The sequence below is a fragment of the Streptomyces sp. NPDC018947 genome, assembly GCF_044390505.1.
Lineage (GTDB): Bacteria > Actinomycetota > Actinomycetes > Streptomycetales > Streptomycetaceae > Streptomyces.
This window is the reverse complement of record NZ_JBIRZD010000017.1, coordinates 174,888-191,982: the sequence shown is the minus strand read 5'-3', so window position 1 is coordinate 191,982 and position 17,095 is coordinate 174,888. Positions and strand designations below refer to the sequence as shown.

The following is a 17,095-nucleotide window of genomic DNA, read 5'->3' as shown; positions in this document are numbered from 1 at the left end:
CCCCCCCCCCCCCCCCCCCCCCCCCCCCCCCCCCCCCCCCCCCCCCCCCCCCCCCCCCCCCCCCCCCCCCCCCCCCCCCCCCCCCCCCCCCCCCCACCGCAGGGCGGTACTCGCCCCGCGTGTCGCTCACCGCGATGCGGAGGGTGCCGGCCGCGTCGTCCGGCGTCAGCGCCAGAAGGAAGTCACGGCCCTGGACGCGGCCGTGCAGCGCGGCGTTGGCGGCCAGCTCCGCGACGATGTGTTCAGCTCGCTCGATGACTCGGGGTGACATCCCCCAGGCGGTCAGCCGTTCCACGGCCAGGAGTCGGGCGAGGCGGGCGCCGCGGCGGGTGGAGGAGAGTCGCTGCGCGAACGTGCGTACGGTAACGCTAAGTTGTGGCGGGGAGGCGTTCATGGGGAAACCGTGGCGGCGTGCGGGGGTGTGTTCCAGTAGCACGGTCCGTACGGTGCGTCAGCGTACGGGCACGTTCTGTGGACGGTACGGGGATCTTGCCGTCACTGTGGGTGCTGTCAATCGCGGGGATGCCGCAGAGGACGTACGCACCTGGAGGTGGCCGCGTATGACGCACAGCAGCGACGTGACGGCTTGCGACTGGGAGCGCGAGCCCGACCCCTCCGACAGTCTGCGGACCTTCGGGGCCGTCGTCCAGGCTCTGCGTGAGCATGCGGGGCTCAGCCGGGTGGACTTCGGGGCGCGGGTCTGGTTCTCCAAACATACCGTGGAATCCGTGGAGTTGGGGCGGCGGATGCCCGACGAGTCGTTCGTGGAGCGTGCGGAGGAGGTGCTGGGGAACACGGGGGCGCTGCGGAAGGCGGCGGGGCATCTGACGCGGGGCGAGGCGGGGCTGGCGGCCTGGTTCCGGCGGTGGGCCCGGCTGGAGAAGGTCGTGGTGAGCCTGTGCACGTACGAGTGCAGGCTGGTACCGGGGGTTGTTGCAGTCGGAGGGGTATGCGCGGGCGGTGTTCGAGGGCACTATTCCGGTGATCACGGACGAGGAGCTGGAGACCCTGCTCGCTGTCCGGATGGAGAGGCAGCGGATGCTGTACGAGCGGCCGACCGTGCCGTTCAGCTTCATTGTCGAGGAGAACGTGTTCCGGCGGCGATTCGGGAACGTGGAGCAGATGCGGGCCATGCTCGACCATGTGCTGGAACGCAGCGCGCCGCGCAACGTGACGCTTCAGATCGTTCCGTTGGAAGCGGGGTTGCATGCGTGTCTGGATGGGCCGGTGCGGCTGCTGGAAACCCCGGAGGGACGGCGGTTCGCGTACTCCGAAGGGCAGCAGAACGGGCGGCTGATTGCCGACGTGAAAGAGGTAAGCCTCCTTCAGCAGCGCTATGACACACTGCGCTCTCAGGCCCTGAACCCCAGAGACTCACGGGGTCTGTTGGAGCGACTGCGAGGAGAGCTATGAGCACGACGGAACTCGCCTGGTTCAAGTCCAGCTACAGCGGCAGCCAGGGCGACGACTGCGTGGAGGTCGCCGTCACTGAGCAGGCAATCCACGTACGGGACTCCAAGGACGTGACGCGACCTCATTTCGCCGTCGGGCGTGAGGAGTGGTCGCGGTTCGTGGGGTTCGCGGCGGAGGCCTGAGCCGTGTTCGTCCCGGCGGTCGCGCGGTGACGTTCACCGCCGGGAAACCGGGTCATTCGGCGGCAGGCCTGACAAGCTTCTCGGCCTGGTCGCGGAGGCTCTCGATCGCCTCCAACGCTGTTTCACGCTCAGCGCTGATCTCCGCACCCTGCTTGGTGAGACCGCTGAGCGACTGTTCCACCTCGGCGATCCACTCGCTCAGGTGCTGCTCACCGGCGTCAGTGAGAATGGTCCGCTGTTTGCGCGCCTCTTCGTCGAAGTGATCCCTGATCATCTTCCGGTGCTTGTTGATCCCCATCCACTTGCCCTGGTCCTGCGCGACACTCTTCAAGTCCATCAACGGGCCCATGACCGCCAGCACCCACTGCACCTTGCCGGCCGTGCTGGCGACCTTGTTGGCAGCCTTGCCCTTGCCCCACGGCTTGAACTTGCCCACGCCGTTGGTGATCTTCCCGCCGGCGTCGAGCACCTTCTGGCCCACTCGGCTCTTGTTGAGCCAGGTCGCGATGTCGGAGGCCGCGTTTCCCGACGTGCTACCGCCGGCTGCGACCTTTCCGATCCACTCGTGCACCTTTCTGACGCCCGCCTTCGCGGCCTTCTCCGCCGCTTCCCTGACCGCACGTTCAAACGGTGATGCGTCATCCGGGGCGGCGTCGATCGTCGTCTCGGGTGAGTCGAGGTCGTTTACCCAGGCTTCAGGCTCAGGCACACCGGGTCCGTACTCGGCGACCAGAGCATCGAACGCCGTCCTCAACGATGAGGAGAACTTGGCGTCGAAGTCGGTGCCAGCGCGGACCAGTTCCTCGCTGATGGCACGAGCGACATCGACGGGGACGACGCCATCCTTCTCCGAGACGCCGACAGCGGTCCTGTCCCCCGCCGTTCTGATCTTGGAAGCGACGACCTCGCTCTCCCTCTCCAGGGCGCTCATCACACTGTCCTTCGCCCGGGAGATCGCCTTCTCGACCTTCTCCGCAGTCTCCGCGGCAGTGAGGTCCTCGCCGTCCAGTACCCACTTCCGTTCGGCGTCCGCCAGAACCCGGAGGAGTTCGAATGCCTGCGCCTTGGGGCGGACACCGCCGACGCCAGGTGCGATGATTCTCCGCAATTCGGCTGTAAGAGCGTCGATACCGCTCCCCGTGACAAGCAACTCACTCTGAAAGTCCGTGAGTTTGGGGTCGTTGATCGCATCGACGTAGTCGCGTGCGTCGGTCGGGACGATCGGGACACGGTCGGCGAAGGGACCGAGTCGCTTGCGTATCTCGTCGAGGATGACGTCGCGATCGCTGTTCTCGGCGCTCATCTTGTTGACGACGACCACACTTCGGTCAGCGAACCCGTCGGCATCGAGCGCCTGCAGCATCGCCCTGGTCTCCGACTCGCCTGGTAGTTCGCTCGTTGTCACGATCATCAGCGCGTCCGCACCCCGCACACCACGCCGCGCCGCATCGGAATGCTCGTCGTTGCCCGACAGCGTCCCGGGCAGGTCGACCAGCGTCACGCCGTTCCACGGGTGCGGCGTCGCCTCGTGCGTCTTGGGAGCCGCGTCGACGAGTTCCTCGACATCGGCCGACGGGAGCCGGCGCAGTGCCGCGATGAGCATCGACTTCCCGGCGCTGTAAGGACCCAGGAGCGCGATCCGTAGCGGGCTCGTGTCCGCGTGGGGCAGGCTCGCCACCAGGTCCCGAGTACGAAGGTGAGCGTTCAGGACCTCTTCAGCCCGTGTACTCAGCGCGAGGACACGGGTGTTCGGACCCTCGTCGCTCTCGAACGTGTCAACCGGATCGCCGTCAGTCATCTGCGGTCCCATCGCTCTCTCCGCTTCTCGAATCCGAGCAGATTTCGATCCGCTCGGTGAGGACATCCACGAGGTGGTCCTGGAGACACGCCCGTACTTCCGCAATGCGGGATGCGTCGGTCCAGACGCGGAGTTCGACTCCCGGCGTTCGGCGTGCCTGACGGATCATCGTCGGGTCCCCGCCCGCAAGGGCCTGGAGCCGGCGCACCAGGACGAGGTCGATCGCATCGAGGGCGGACCGCACGGCCGACCGCAGCCGACGGAGCTGATCGAATCGCTCCCGCGTGCTGCTGATGTCCGCGGACTGCGCTTCGGACTGGGCATCGACTTGAGCCGTCGCGTCATCGACCACTCGCGCCAACTGCGCTGCGACCCGGTCGAACAGCTCATCGAGGCTGGCCGCGGCCGCGGCCGAGGTTGCTCTGGTCCACTTGTCCTTCACCTGCCGCGCGCGGTCAACCTCACTGCTCACCGCTTTCGCCGCTCCGGCCAGGGTCTCCGCCACGTAGACCGCCGCCGCCGCGGGAGGGGGGACCGCGAGCTTCTTGGGGATCCCCTTGGCGGCGAAGGAGCTCAGGAGGGCTGTGGCCGCTCCCTTGGCAGCCGCCGTGCCGGTGTTCAGGCTCACGACCTTCACATCAGGACGCGGTCGTACACGCGGATGCGCGTCGTCCTGACGCTCTGCGGCGCTCGCCCGCGCGCGTAGAACCCTTCCCCGTTGCAGCGCCTCCTGCTCGAACTCGCTCTCAAGACTGAAGAAGAGTCCTTCCAACTCCAGACCGGTGATGAAGTCGCTCCACCGCTGCGCGTGATCCACGCCGCCCAGGTCCCGAACCACATCCGGCAACCGTTCTTTGGCATGGTGACGCGCGGCTTCGAGTCGCTCGCGCGCGTTTCGGCCCGCGATCCGGAAAGCTTCGAGCAACGCGACCCATTCACTCATCGCTGAGCGTTCGAGTTCGCCGAGCGCGAGACCGATCTGACGGAGTTCCTCGACCGCCCGGTCGTGGAACGCGGCGAGCGGCGCCCGCACACCTTCGGCCAGCCGAACGGCACGAAGCGGAATCGCGCGCTCGGCCAGTAGCTGGGCGAGGGACTGCTCCAGCTCGGGCAACCTACTCGCCCGCAGGGCCCTGTCTGCCAGCTCGCGATCCTCCGTGGACAGCGCCTCGTGCGCGGCACCTGAGTGGACCGCGAGGATGACGGGCGGTGCGACTCCGACCGCTCTGGCAACCTGTTCGATCCGAACGGCGTGCCCCGGCGCCGACTTGAACTCTCTGTCCGGGCGATCGGCGAAGAGCTGAAGGCGGACAGGTGTGTCGACCAGCCCCTTCACATTGACGACAGCCAGCAGGGGTTTCCCCGAGAGGAGAAGCCGCCGGAGTTCCGCGGACTCCTCGTCGCGCAGCGTGTCGGCGTAGTTCCAGATGACCGCGTCGGCGCTGTCGCACGCCGCCCGCGCGCGCTGCGCATCGAAGTCGTCGTCCTTCGCGGCGAAGCCGGGCGTGTCCAGGTAGGTCACGGAGCCGACGTCGAACGCGGAGGTCTTCCGTGTGGTGCGGTGCGCCCCTCGTCCGATCCCGGATCGGTCCGCGTCACGCGTCAGGGCTTTGCGAAGCGTGGTCTTCCCGGACTTGGTCCTTCCGACGATGGCCACGAGCAGCCTGCCTCTGACCGCGGGCAGGGGCCGCATGGCATCGCCCAGTTCGCGTTCGAGCGTTCCGAGGCGGCCGATGACGCCGACGAGTTCCTCGCTCTCCATCGCGTGCTCCGAGTACGGCGTTCGCTGAAGGCGAGCCTCGACCTCGGCCCGAAGAGCGGACTGGATGTCGCGGTAGTCCGAGCGGCTCGTGTCCACCGCCCCGGGGGCCAGCGCGAGTTCGCCGACCAGGGGGTCGAGGGCCGCACGGAGTCCGGGTTCTGCTCCCCGTACATCCATGGCCGCTGCCACGCGGTCGAGCAGCGCGACGTTCTTCGTGTACCAGGACTCAAGAGCGCGCAGCTGGTCGACGTCGTGCCGGGAGGCGACTGCCAGGAGCCCCAACACGAGCCGTGCGGCCGAACTCGTGGCAGGTGGTCGGGACAGGGATGCGGTAGTGGTTACGGAGGCCGTCGCCGACGCGTGTTCGACCACGGCCCGCGCGTCGTCCGCCGCGAGCAGCTCCAGAGCGCTTCCCGACACGGCGCCGGTGTCGCGGGCCTCGATCGCCCACACCAGGGCGTCACGCCGGTCCGACCTGAACCCGGACCGCGCGTCCGGCCCGAGCCAGCGCCACCACCCCGGTCGTGCGGAGAGGAACGCCTCGTACGCCTGCTCCGCCGCAACGAAGTTTTGCACCTTCTCAAGCCGCGTCACCAGATCCCGGTTGCGCAGATCCCGAGCTGCCGAAACGCTGTGCTGGAGTACGAGTTCCCGTGCGGCTGCTGCCTGCCGGGTGACGCGGGGGCGGTTCAGGTCGGCCAGCGCGCTCTCGACGTCGATGTCGCGGATCGAGCGCCAGATTTCCTCGGGCCAGTCCTGATCCGCGCGACGGCACGGCTCAAGGACTTCGGGCAGCAGCCGTTCTGCGACTGCCACCGCCGCGAGGTCCGCCCGAAGCGCGTCCACCGGGACACCCTCAAGTGCCTCAAGGCGTGGCTGTACTCCTTCGAGCCGCGTCAACTCCCGCAGAGCTCTGGCTTCGCCCCGGGCCGCTGCCGGACGAGCCAGTTCGTGTTCCTCGACGCACGCCGACACGGCCTCGGAGACCCACGGAAGCGTGCTCCCGGACGCGGGCAGACCGGCACACCCGTACGCTTGGGCCACCGTGTCCACGTTCTCGGCGAGCCGCCGGAGTGCGGCCTGTCCGGCCATGGCGTCGACACCCAGAGGTTCGAGCAGGAGGGCCAGGATCTCGGTTCTGGGACTCGTCCTGTCAGTCACCGCTACTCCTCATGCGGACGGTGGTAGCGGAACGTGGGGAGCGGGCCGGGGCCCGGGGGAATCAGGGCCTGCTGGGGGATCCGGTGGCGTGGCGGCACACAGGTGCGCGGGGTGAACACCCACATGCCCCGGGTCAGGGTGGCCCCGAGGACCCGCTTCTTGTCCCGCAACCAGGGGTATCTGCCCTGCAGTTCGACGTAGTTGTCGTTGGTGACGACCGTGCCCTGTGTGTCCTCCGCGATGGCCGTGACCAGCGCGTCGCCCTTCCCCTCGGTTCCGGCCGGAGGCTGGATGATCTCCCCCTTGCCGAGCGCCGCCTCCACCGCCGCCCGCTCCTCCTCCGCGACCTTGTGCCGGAACGTGGCGTCGACCACGACATGCAGGACGGCACCCGGATGGTTCGAGGTCAAGGCGGTGCGGGCGGACCGGAGTTGGGCGTACGACGGCCGGTCGTCGTCGCCGTACACGCCGGGCTGCTGCGGCGATCTGCCGATCCACGCGAGGTTGGAGCCGTCGACCACGAACACGGCGGGCGCCGGGCCCGTGGCAGCCTTCGGCATCTGTGCCGGGGTCGGCCCGGTGACCGTGTTGCCCGCTAGCAGGTCTTCGAGTTCCTTGCGTACCGCCGGTGTCGGACCGCCGGAGCTGAAACTCTTGATCTCCTCGTTCAGGACCTCCTCACCGGTACGTTCAAGGGTCGCCTTGACGCGGAGAAGGCCGTTCGTGTCGTACGTGTATTCCAGTAGGAAGCGGGAGTCCTCACGAGCCCGGGGCTCCGCGTAGGTGAGACGGAGATCCGTCAACTGCACGTTGTCAGGGTGGTCCAGGGGCCGGTCCGGGTCGCCTTCCCAGATCTCCACGGTAAGGCTGCGGGCGTTGTCCCGGCGCGGTGTGTAGTTCTTGCGTTCCTTCCAAGGCAGCGGTGAGTTGCGCGGGATGATCTGACTGAACTTCCGCTGCCCGGTGTCGTCCGTGACGACCGTGCCCAGGGCATGGCTCGTTGCCACCTGGATAACGCCGTCAACCTCCCCCGACAGCACAGCTGCCGCGATGGAGGCGCCGCGGGCGACCGCCGTCATGGGATCGCACAGTTCGACCGCGACGGGCTGCTGCTGCATGACCTCGGCGACCGCCGCCCGGACGCTCGGGATCTGGCTCGTGCCGCCGATCAGCAGCACCGCGTCCACGTCCAGAGGGGCCATGTGCAGGTCGGCGAGGCACTGCTGGACCGGTGCCAGGGCGCGGTCCACGAGGTCGGTGATGGCGTCCTCCAGCTCCTCCTGCCACACCTCGACGGTGTCACCGTCCGGAGTCCTGACGGTGACGGAGTCCTCGGAGGACAGACGGATCTTGCTGCGCTCCACGTCCAGCCCGAACTGCCGCTCCTGCGCAGGCGTCCACGCCGATCGTGCCGGAGCCCGTTCGAGGACGAGGTCGCGCAGCCGGCGGTCGATCTCCAGACCGCCCAGCTCGGTCACACCCCGTGACGCGAGCTCCTCGAAGAACCCGTCCTGGTAGTCGAGCACAGTCACGTCGATCGTGCCGCCACCCCAGTCGAAGACCAGGATGGTGCGGGCCTCTTGCAACTCGTGCACGTAGGAGATCGCGGCTGCCGTCGGCTCGTTGAGCAGTGCCAGGACCTCGATACCCGCGAACTGCGCGGCGGCGCGCGTGCGATAGCGCGCGGCACCCGTGGCATTGGCGGGCACAGTGATCACGGCCTGGTCGATGGCGGTGAGGTTGTGCTCCGCGCCCTCTCGCATGGCCTGGAAGACACCAGCCGCCACTGTCGTGGCCGCGAACCTACGGCCCTGGATCGTGACGTACTCGTCGCTCTTGAGGAGTCGCTTGCAGGCCTCGGCCGCCTCCTCGGAGCGGAGCTTGGCCTCCCACCCGAACAACGCCCCCCGACGCAGCGAACTCATGCCCACCACCGACGGGAAGAGGTACTCGAAGCCGGGATGGCGCCAATCGGCGTCGATGTGGTGGGCATCCAGCAGCAGCACGTCGGCTTCGTCGCCCATCCACTGGGCCACCACGGAGTTGGTGGTGCCGAAATCGATCCCGGTGGCGGTCACACGCCCTCCCCGTTCGGCGTCTCGTCGTCCTCGGCAGAGTGGTCCCCTCCGTCGGGCCCGGGCAGGCGGCGCAGTTGTCCGGAGAGCACCAGCTTGCCTGTGGCCTGGTCCACGTAGGCCGGGCGCAGCACCTCGAACGTCTCACCTTCGCCTTCCACCACCACGAAGAGCTCGCTTTCGCCGTCGGGTGAGTCCACGCACCGCACGCCTTGGTCCAGCAAGGCTGACCGGATGCCCTTACGAAGCGAACCGGCACTCTGGTTGGGTGCGCCGGCGAGCAGATCGACCTCGACCATCCGGGCCACGTACTCCTCCCGCGAGCGAAACGCCTCCAGAACGGCCTGGCGCAAGGCAGCCGTCACAGCGGCCTGTGTGGGGCGCTCCTCCTCCGGAACAGCGGTCAGGAGGTCGGTGGCCCGCTCGGTGAAACGGGAGAGCAGCATGTGAGGGCTGAGTAGCTCCTCGGGGCGGTAGGTGCGCGGGGAGTCCTTGGGGACGTCGGCCGCCGCCCGCTGCTTCTCCCGACGATGTTTGAGGCCGTTGTTCCCCTTGGGGGCAACCCGCTTGGGGGCCGCTGTGGTCTTCCGCTGGCTGCGGGGCACCTTCTTCACTGTGTGTGCATCCTTGAGCTGCGATCGGGGCGCCGGGGGGTGCTGAGCAGGTGGGGCAGCAGATCCGCCACCGCTCGCTGCCGCACGAGCCCGAGGCCTTCGGGAGAATGAGGGGTTGTTCGCCTGGTCAGCGGGGCCAGGGGAGGGACCAGGGTGACCGGCACCTCGCCAGGAAGCTCGAACACGTCCGCGTCGAGCGGCAGCACGAAGAACCCGGACGAGTCCTCGTCGCGTTCGGCGTCTCTGATGCGTTTCATCGCGCTGTTGAGCCGCGCGCTCATGTCCACATCGTGAACATGCTCCCGGCGGAGGTCCCGGTACCGGGTCTCCCAGCTCGGCGCGCCGTGCGGCAGCCCGAGGTCCAGGTAGGGGTTGGACGCTGCCGGTCTCTCGTTGCGGGGAACCGCCCGACGGAGCTCGACCATGCGGAGGTTGGACTCGGCCGGCTCGCGCGATCCGCTGATCCCCTTCAGGACGACGGCCGCCTCGTCCAGGTCCTCCCGGAGCAGCAGCGTGTACGCATGGAAGTTGAGGACCTCGGCCCGATAGGCAGGGTCAGCGGTCTCGAACGACATCAGCTTGTCTATCTGGGACGACGCCCGGGCGAGGTCGTTCAGGCACAGCAGGTCGTAGGCCTGACGCAGGGCCATGAGCGCGTGCAGGGGTGAGCGCGACGGATTGACGGCGGCCTTGGGTTCCCACAGGGAGAAGATGAGCCGCCACAGACCCCGGTCCTCCCAGATGTCCCGGTCCCAGTTGCCGACAGCGACCCCGTCCAGAAGCCGCCGCAGCCGGAGCACCAGATCGCGGGGCAGCTTCCTTTCGAGCTCCTTCACCACTGAAGCATCGCCGTCGGCGACTCGCTCCAGGAGGTCGTAGACGTCGCCGGCGGAGTGCAGTGGCTCGTCCCCGGCGAGAAACGCGTTCCGCCGCTGCCTGGCTGTCCACTCCAGCGCAGTTGCCTGCTCGGCGGTTACCTGATCGGGAACCAGCCGGGCTTTGAGGTACGCGTGCTCCGGCTCATCGGCCCGGTACTGCCAGGGCTGATGCTCGGGGCCGACCGCTCCGGCGTCAATGAGGTCGTCGAGGACGCTCAGCGGTATCCAGGGAAGGGCACGCGGCAGCATCCGAGGTGGGAAGGTGGCCGCACCAACCGTCGCGAGCGCCGAGAGGAGGGCGAAGGCCCCAGAGGGGTCCTCGCTCCCGGAGACGGCGAGCGTGTCGTCGCCCGCTGTCAGGGAGGTGAGCCGTTGCTCCCCGACCTCGGTCAGCCATAGGAAGCCGCCCCCATGGACGGCCGTAAGCGCCGCGGCGACCGTGGCTGGGTCGGCTCGTTCGAGGATGGTCCGCACGGCGGGTAGCAGCCGGTCGTCCGGTTCGTCGCGCAGGGCGTCGGCCAGGGCGTCGTGTGTCGCGTCCTGTGCGAGGGATGCGAGTTGTTGGAGCAGAGCATGGGCCTGCAGTACCGCCTGGGCTCCGAACACCCCTACTTTCCGCCACCTGCGTACGGTGAACCCGTCGACCCCCGCGTCCGAACTCTGGGCTTCGCGGCGTTCCCTGAGCGCCCTCAGCCGCTCCCGCTCCCGTGCGACCGCCTCGGCCCGCGCCCCCGACACGGGCTGCCCCGCCCCGCTGGCCGACGGCGGACTCGTCACTCCGCGGCTCCTTCGTGGCGGGGGCCGTGGCCGGGGGGCGGGGTGAGAGTGGAGGTGTAGTTCTCGCCGTCGATGAGCGGGGTCTCCAGGGTGAGGCCGGCGGCGGCCATGCGGTTGTACTCGGTGAGGACCAGGCGCTTGGTGCGGTATTCGCCGTACTTGGCGATCTCGTTGTTCTTGAGGCCGCCGTTCTCGGTCTGGAAGGACTCCAGGATGTAGTCGGCGTCCTCGGCGGAGACTCCGTAGAGGTGGAGGAAGTAGGCGTCCAGTTCGGCTCGGAGTTGGGCTCGGCGGTCTTCGTTCCAGGTGAAGGGAGCGCCGGTGTCGCCGAGGTCCTTGGCTAGAGGCTCCATCTCCCAGGATGTGTAGAGGAGTTCGAGCGTTCGGCGAATGAGGAAGGGGGTGTGGGGGGCCAGGTCGTCGGGATGAGGGACGGGCAGTTGCTTCCAGATGAACAACATCACGCTGATCGCGCCAACCTTCTGGCGGCACACGCAATCGAAGACAAGAGAACTTTGGGATGCGATCAATGCTGCCGTGAGGCTAGGAGAGACGCGAGGGAGCATCAGTGGAAACTTTATGGCCTTGGGATCCGCTCCGGTGTCAATCCGGGTTCCCGTGCGGCGGCGCAGGATGGTCTTGACGGCGACTGTGCGCTCAGGGGTGCCCTCGGCTGCCTGGAGATCCTCGGCCCGGTGAACCTCACCCATGTTGCCCTTGCCGATGACATGCCCGATGCGGAACCTGCCGTCCAGCAGCTCCTGGCTCACTGCCGCTCCCCTCGTCCTCTGTCGTGCCGTCCCTGCCTCGCGCTGGAGGCGGGGAAACGGAACGTGCCCCCTGCATTCGTCGCGCACTGCTCATCGTGGCAGAGCGGGAGTCCGGTGTCTGCAACCGTACACGAAGTAGGGCACTAGTGGAATGCTTTCAGTCTGTTAGCATCGTCAACACGTCACCCTACGGTGGGCGTTGCCATCGGGGGCGGGTGGTGTGGGACAACAGTCGGCCGGAGCGTCTGAGGTGCCAGTCGGCGCGCCGGGGCGGGAGTCCGGCCGAGCCGCCGCGGGTGGCGCGCAGGGGAGCCGGGCGGGCGACGAAGTCGGCCTCAAGGTCGCCCTGGCCGGATGGCTGACCCGCCTGCACCGTGCGCCGGTGGACGGCGCCGCGCCGGAATCCGTGTTCGCGGAGCAGGTCCGCGCGCTGGGCTCGGCGACATCGAGCGGGAGCGGCTTCGCGAGGAGCTGGCCGGGCTGGGGCCAGCCCGGCCTGAGGCGGTGGCGCATGCAGACGGTGACGGCTCGAATGCGGAAAAGGTTGCACGGTTTCGTGAAGAAATTGTGTCCAGCCCCGCCTTCCCTTCCGGCGGCGTGGTTCGGGTCCTGTTGGGCCGGTATGTGGATGCCGAGGGATGGGACGCCGCGCGCCCTCGACGGTGTGGCCCGGCCGGCCGGACTCGGCGCGCGGGACGTGGTGGCCCTGCGGGCCGGGGTACGGATTCGGGGCGAGACCATCGCGACCGCCGAGGTGGTGGTGCGGGTGGGGCGGCCCAAGGGGGAGGCGGTCAGAAGTCAGGCAGCCGCCTCGATGGCCGGTGACGATCTCACTGATCTCACCGACGCCGGGGAACGTGAATTCGAGGGCGTTCCGGTGGACGAGCCCTTCCCTTTTTTCGGAGACGGCGACCGGAGGCGACTTCACGACCGCAGTGGCCGCCGCGCTGACCGTCCAGGAGAACGACCGCTTCCGGCGGCGGGCGGACACGCGTCTGCTGAGCGCCGAGGCGGAAGTCGGACTTGCCGTGCTGCCACAAGGAGGACCCGACCGTCTGGCCGAGGAACCCGACGACGACACTCTGAGCGGCCTGTCGCACGACGACCTCCGGATCCGCGCCCGCGACTGTCTTGCCCTGCGAAACCAGTGAGTCGTGCACAAGATGGCGCCCCGGTATCTGGAACAGGGGCTGAACTACGACGACCTGCTCCAGCATGGCGCGCTGGGCCTGATGCGGGCGCGCAGAAGTTCGACCCCTCCAAAGGCCTCAAGCTCTCGACGTACGCGCTCCCCGACATGCATACAGACGCGGCGGTCGATCCCACCTCGACCCGTCCAGCGCATGACGTACTGCGTCCTGGCGACCCGGGCCCGCCGTGAACTCCATCTCGCGTACGAGGGAGAAACGGAACCGCCTCTGCGCGCAGGTGGGGCACGGTGACCTACTGCGCGGATGACGTAGGCGGTCCACCCCATCCACGATCGGCATCCCGCTCCGGCTGCTTCGCCATGTGGTGTGAAGGACCTCTCAAGTCGTGTCGCCTGTCATCGACGTTCCGAGACAGCCCACTGGGGCGGCAACGCACGGTGCGGGATGCCGGCCTGGCCACCCTCTGCGTCACCCTCGTCGCCGAAAGCCCTGCGCACGACAGGCCGCCGTACGGGTTGCTGAACAGGTGACTACCGCGTCACCACCGGCGCTGGACGCCCGAGCGACGTGGGTCACGACCACGCTCCTGCAACTCTGGTGCGACCGCGTAGCCCACTGGTGCGGCGACGTTGCAGCGGCCAGCGAATCATGACCCTGAGGGCTGATGGCCCATCAGTGAAGTCAGCAATGGGTCAGTGTGAGTCCTGAAACACCTGCAGACAGCTGACCGAAGATGCGAATAGTTGTAGTCTCCGAAGACCGCCCTTGACCTGCAAAAAGCGGGCAGGGAGCAGACAGAACAGGACCTTTTCCATGCTTCGTACAATGTTCAAGTCCAAGATCCACCGCGCCACCGTCACCCAGGCTGACCTGCACTACGTGGGATCCGTGACGATCGACGCCGATCTGCTGGACGCCGCCGATCTGCTGCCCGGTGAGCTCGTGCACATCGTGGACATCACCAACGGCGCCCGGCTCGAGACGTATGTCATCGAGGGGGAGCGGGGGTCCGGTGTGGTCGGGATCAACGGGGCCGCGGCCCATCTCGTGCACCCCGGCGACCTCGTGATCATCATCAGCTACGCCCAGGTCGGCGACGCCGAGGCGCGGTCGTTGCGGCCCCGGGTGGTGCACGTGGACGGCGACAACCGTATCGTCGCCCTCGGCGGTGATCCCTCCGAGCCCGTACCGGGTTCCGACCAGGAGCGCAGCCCGCAGGCCGTGTCGGCCTGAGTTCGATCCCGCAGGGAACAAGGAGCGTGTGCCGGTGAGCGACATCGAGATCCGTGACGACCGGGCGGCGGGCCGCCTGGAGGCGTGGGGCGACGGAGAGGTGGTCGGCCACATCGAGTACTTCGTCCTGGAGTCCCCCGAGCACGCCCTCGTCCCGGTGCACACCATCGTCGAGCCCGCCCACGAGGGCAAGGGCATCGCCGGCTCGCTCGCGCGCCACATGTACGTCATGGCGCGCGACGAGGGCGTCGTCGTCGCCCCGCTGTGCCCGTACGTCGTCAAGTGGGCCGCGCGTCACCCCGAGGAAGCGCCCGCCGCCGCCCCCGAGCTGCTGCGCGCGGCGAAGGAATGGCTCGTGGCGCACCCCGGCCGGTTCTGACGAGGACGGGAGCCCCCGCGCCGTGCTGGCCCTGCTGCACACCTCGCCCGTGCACGTGCCCGTCTTCGACTCCCTGCGCGACGAGGCCCATCCCGGTCTCGTACTGCGGCACCACGTGGACGCCGGACTGCTGGAGCGGGCCCGGCGCGAGGGGCCGCAGGCGGTGTCGGACGCCGTCCTCGCGGTGCTGCGGCGGGCCGTCGGGGAGGGCGCGCGAGCCGTGCTGTGCACGTGCTCGACCATCGGCGGCGTCGCCGAGGAGGCCGCCGGCCCGGCCGGGGTGCCGGTGCTGAGGGTCGACCGGCCGATGGCCGCCGCCGCCGTGGCCGCCGGTCCGCGCGTCGTCGTCCTCGCCGCGCTCGAGAGCACGCTCGCGCCGACCGCGGAGCTCGTCCACGACGAGGCCCGGCGCGCCGGCCGCGCCGTCGAGGTGCGGACGTGCCTGGTCGACGGTGCCTGGGCGTGCTTCGAGGCCGGGGACGGCGACGGCTACGCGCGTCTCGTGGCGGCGGCCGCCGACGAGGTCGCCGACGCCGACGCGATCGTCCTGGCCCAGGCGTCCATGGCACCGGCCCGGCGACGGGCGCGGACCCGGATCCCGGTGCTGGCCAGTCCCGGACCGGGGCTCGCCGCCGGGGCGGAGGCGGTGCGGCTCGGCCTGAAGGCGGGCCGACCCGGCCCTTCGGGCGACGGCGTGCGTCTGTGAGCCACCTGGACGGCCGCCTTCATGCGCGGGAGTGAGTGGGGACGGAGCCGTCGGGTAGGCGGGGGACAAGTCCAGAGCCGATGTCGACCGACTGGCCGGAGGACACCGCCATGACCAACCCGTATCCGGATCCCGTCCAGCCCGGGCCCACCCCGGGACCCACCCCGGGCCCGGATCCGACACCCCCGCCTCCGACGCCGGGCCCGGGTCCGACGCCGCCACCGCCGGGTCCCGGCCCCGAGCCGACGCCCCAGCCTCCGGGGCCGGGCCCCGGGCCCACGCCCCCGCCTCCGGGGCCCGGGCCCACGCCCCCGCCCCCGGGCCCCACACCGGGGCCGCCGCCGACTCCGCCGCCCCCGCATCCCGGCCCGCCGGAGCCGTCACCGTCACCGATCCCGCCGGGCCCGGAGCCCGTACCCAACCCGGAACCGGGGCCGCCCCTCACCTGAGGCGGACCCGTCTCGTCCGACGCACGGCCCGGGGCCCCGACACAGGCCCCGGGCCGTCGGCCGTGACTCGCCGTCCGCGGCGGTGCCCCACGCGAGCACGTCCCGCCTCCGGACCGTCCGCGTCCCGTGCCGTGACCCGCGGCCCCGGCCCCCCGAGAGTCCCCTAAGCCACGACCTCCGACCGGTCCCCGCCCCAGAGCGTGTGGAACACACCGTCCCGGTCCGTCCGCCGGTACGTGTGCGCCCCGAAGAAGTCCCGCTGCCCCTGCGTCAGCGCGGCGGGGAGGCGTTCGGCGCGCAGGGCGTCGTAGTGGGCGAGGGCCGCGGAGAAGCCGGGGGCCGGTACGCCCTGGCGGGTCGCGGCGACCAGGACCTCGCGCCAGTCGTCCTGGGCGTCGGCGATCTCCCGGGCGAACGTCTCGTCGGACAGCAGGCTCGGCAGCTCCGGCCGGGCGTCGTAGGCGGCGCGGATGCGGTCCAGGAAGGCCGCGCGGATGATGCAGCCGGCGCGCCAGATCGAGGCGACCGCGCCCAGGTCGATGTCCCAGCCGTACTCCTCGCTGCCCGCCGTGATCTCGTGGAAGCCCTGGGTGTACGACACGATCTTGGAGGCGTACAGCGCCTGCTCGACCCGGTCGGCGAAGGCCCCCGCCTCCGACGCGCCGAGCGGCGACGCCTTGGGCCCGGCCAGCCCGCGCGAGGCCTGCCGCAGTGCCGCGTGCCCCGACAGCGACCGCGCGAAGACCGCCTCCGCGATGCCGGACACCGGCACACCCAGGTCCAGGGCGATCTGCACCGTCCAGCGGCCCGTGCCCTTCTGCTCCGCCCGGTCGGCCACCACGTCCACGAACGGCTTCCCCGTCGCCGCGTCCACGTGCGACAGCACCTCCGCCGTGATCTCGATGAGGTACGAGTCCAGGCGTCCGGTGTTCCAGGTGCGGAAGATGTCCGCGATCTGCGCGGGGGAGTACCCGGCGACGTCGCGCAGCAACTGGTACGCCTCGCCGATGAGCTGCATGTCGGCGTACTCGATGCCGTTGTGCACCATCTTCACGAAGTGCCCTGCGCCGTCGGGGCCGACATGGGTCACACAGGGCGCCCCGTCCGCCGCCTTCGCGGAGATCTTCTCCAGCATCGGGCCCAGCGAGTCGTACGACTCCGTCGAGCCGCCCGGCATGATGCTCGGGCCGTGGAGCGCGCCCTCCTCGCCGCCGGAGATGCCGGTGCCGACGAAGTGGACGCCCCGCTCGCGCAGTTCGCGCTCCCGGCGCCGGGTGTCGGCGAAGTGGGCGTTGCCCCCGTCGATGATCATGTCGCCGGGCTCCAGCAGCGGGGCGAACTCCTTGATCACCGCGTCGGTCGGCTCCCCGGCCTTCACCATGACCACCAGGCGCCGGGGGCGCTCCAGTGCCGCCACGAACTCCTCGGGCGCCTCGGCCGCGACGAAGTCCCCCTCGCCCCCGAACTCCTCCACCAGCTCGCGCGTGCGCGACGCGGTCCGGTTGTGCACCGCGACCGTGTAGCCGTTGCGGGCGAAGTTGCGGGCGAGGTTGCGGCCCATGACCGCCAGTCCCGTCACGCCGATCTGCGCTGCAGTGCTCATTGGCTGGGCTCCTCGTGACCTTCGGGCCGGTACCTCGGGGGCCGGGGTGCCGTCGTGCGCGGCGGTGCGCCGCCGGACCATCGTGACGCGCCGGTCCGGCGGTCGCACTTCCTGACCCGGCGCACTCCGGTACACGGGGGAGGC

At 69.7% G+C, this 17,095-nt stretch carries 12 protein-coding genes and 1 pseudogene; 6 read left to right on the top strand and 7 right to left on the bottom strand.

Translation table 11 applies throughout. The features are described 5' to 3' along the window. The first annotated feature begins 560 nt into the window (after window positions 1-560). Both ACH499_RS28885 and ACH499_RS28880 read left to right on the top strand, forming a co-directional pair. Window positions 561-1,413 (top strand): annotated as a pseudogene (locus ACH499_RS28885) (Scr1 family TA system antitoxin-like transcriptional regulator). Next, a complete protein-coding gene (locus tag ACH499_RS28880; RefSeq protein ID WP_399019397.1) occupies window positions 1,410-1,595 on the top strand; it encodes a DUF397 domain-containing protein in 186 nt (61 codons plus the stop codon). The pseudogene ACH499_RS28885 and the gene ACH499_RS28880 overlap by 4 nt, the downstream one beginning before the upstream one ends. 52 nt (window positions 1,596-1,647) lie before the next feature. Here the strand turns inward: ACH499_RS28880 and ACH499_RS28875 are convergent, their stop codons facing one another. Genes ACH499_RS28875 through ACH499_RS28850 form a run of 6 tightly spaced genes read right to left on the bottom strand, consistent with a single transcriptional unit; the run spans window position 1,648 to window position 11,430 of the window. Beyond that, window positions 1,648-3,405: a GTPase gene (locus tag ACH499_RS28875; protein ID WP_399019395.1), complete on the bottom strand. Its 1,758-nt coding sequence runs from the start codon at window positions 3,403-3,405 to the stop codon at window positions 1,648-1,650. Continuing rightward, window positions 3,386-6,316: a GTPase gene (locus ACH499_RS28870; RefSeq protein ID WP_399019393.1), complete on the bottom strand. Its 2,931-nt coding sequence runs from the start codon at window positions 6,314-6,316 to the stop codon at window positions 3,386-3,388. Before ACH499_RS28870 ends, ACH499_RS28875 begins: the two co-directional genes overlap by 20 nt. Window positions 6,317-6,318: 2 nt before the next feature. Next, window positions 6,319-8,394 (bottom strand): Hsp70 family protein, encoded by a 2,076-nt coding sequence (locus ACH499_RS28865; protein ID WP_399019391.1) that lies wholly within the window; start codon window positions 8,392-8,394, stop codon window positions 6,319-6,321. Then, complete coding sequence (locus ACH499_RS28860) at window positions 8,391-9,005, bottom strand: hypothetical protein (protein ID WP_399019389.1); 615 nt, start codon at window positions 9,003-9,005, stop codon at window positions 8,391-8,393. The genes ACH499_RS28865 and ACH499_RS28860 overlap by 4 nt, the downstream gene beginning before the upstream one ends. After that, window positions 9,002-10,660, bottom strand: a complete 1,659-nt coding sequence (locus ACH499_RS28855) for a hypothetical protein (protein WP_399019387.1) — start codon at window positions 10,658-10,660, stop codon at window positions 9,002-9,004. Before ACH499_RS28855 ends, ACH499_RS28860 begins: the two co-directional genes overlap by 4 nt. After that, window positions 10,657-11,430, bottom strand: coding sequence for a hypothetical protein (locus tag ACH499_RS28850; RefSeq protein WP_399019385.1), 774 nt, complete (start codon window positions 11,428-11,430; stop codon window positions 10,657-10,659). The genes ACH499_RS28855 and ACH499_RS28850 overlap by 4 nt, the downstream gene beginning before the upstream one ends. Window positions 11,431-12,251: 821 nt before the next feature. Between ACH499_RS28850 and ACH499_RS28845 the strand changes: the two genes are divergently transcribed. From ACH499_RS28845 to ACH499_RS28830, 4 genes are all read left to right on the top strand, one after another. After that, window positions 12,252-12,581: a hypothetical protein gene (locus tag ACH499_RS28845; RefSeq protein WP_399019383.1), complete on the top strand. Its 330-nt coding sequence runs from the start codon at window positions 12,252-12,254 to the stop codon at window positions 12,579-12,581. A gap of 813 nt (window positions 12,582-13,394) precedes the next feature. After that, window positions 13,395-13,814, top strand: coding sequence for an aspartate 1-decarboxylase (panD, locus tag ACH499_RS28840; protein WP_399019381.1), 420 nt, complete (start codon window positions 13,395-13,397; stop codon window positions 13,812-13,814). 34 nt (window positions 13,815-13,848) lie between these two features. Beyond that, the gene (locus tag ACH499_RS28835) at window positions 13,849-14,193 is read left to right on the top strand and encodes a GNAT family N-acetyltransferase (RefSeq protein ID WP_356203997.1); all 345 of its coding nucleotides are present in this window, start codon (window positions 13,849-13,851) and stop codon (window positions 14,191-14,193) included. A 22-nt stretch (window positions 14,194-14,215) separates the two neighbouring features. Next, window positions 14,216-14,899 carry an aspartate/glutamate racemase family protein gene (locus ACH499_RS28830; protein WP_356203995.1) on the top strand — a complete coding sequence of 228 codons (684 nt, stop codon included), beginning with the start codon at window positions 14,216-14,218 and terminating at the stop codon, window positions 14,897-14,899. Window positions 14,900-15,511: 612 nt separating this feature from the next. Here the strand turns inward: ACH499_RS28830 and gndA are convergent. Further along, window positions 15,512-16,951: an NADP-dependent phosphogluconate dehydrogenase gene (gene gndA, locus ACH499_RS28825; protein WP_356203993.1), complete on the bottom strand. Its 1,440-nt coding sequence runs from the start codon at window positions 16,949-16,951 to the stop codon at window positions 15,512-15,514. Window positions 16,952-17,095: the final 144 nt, after the last annotated feature.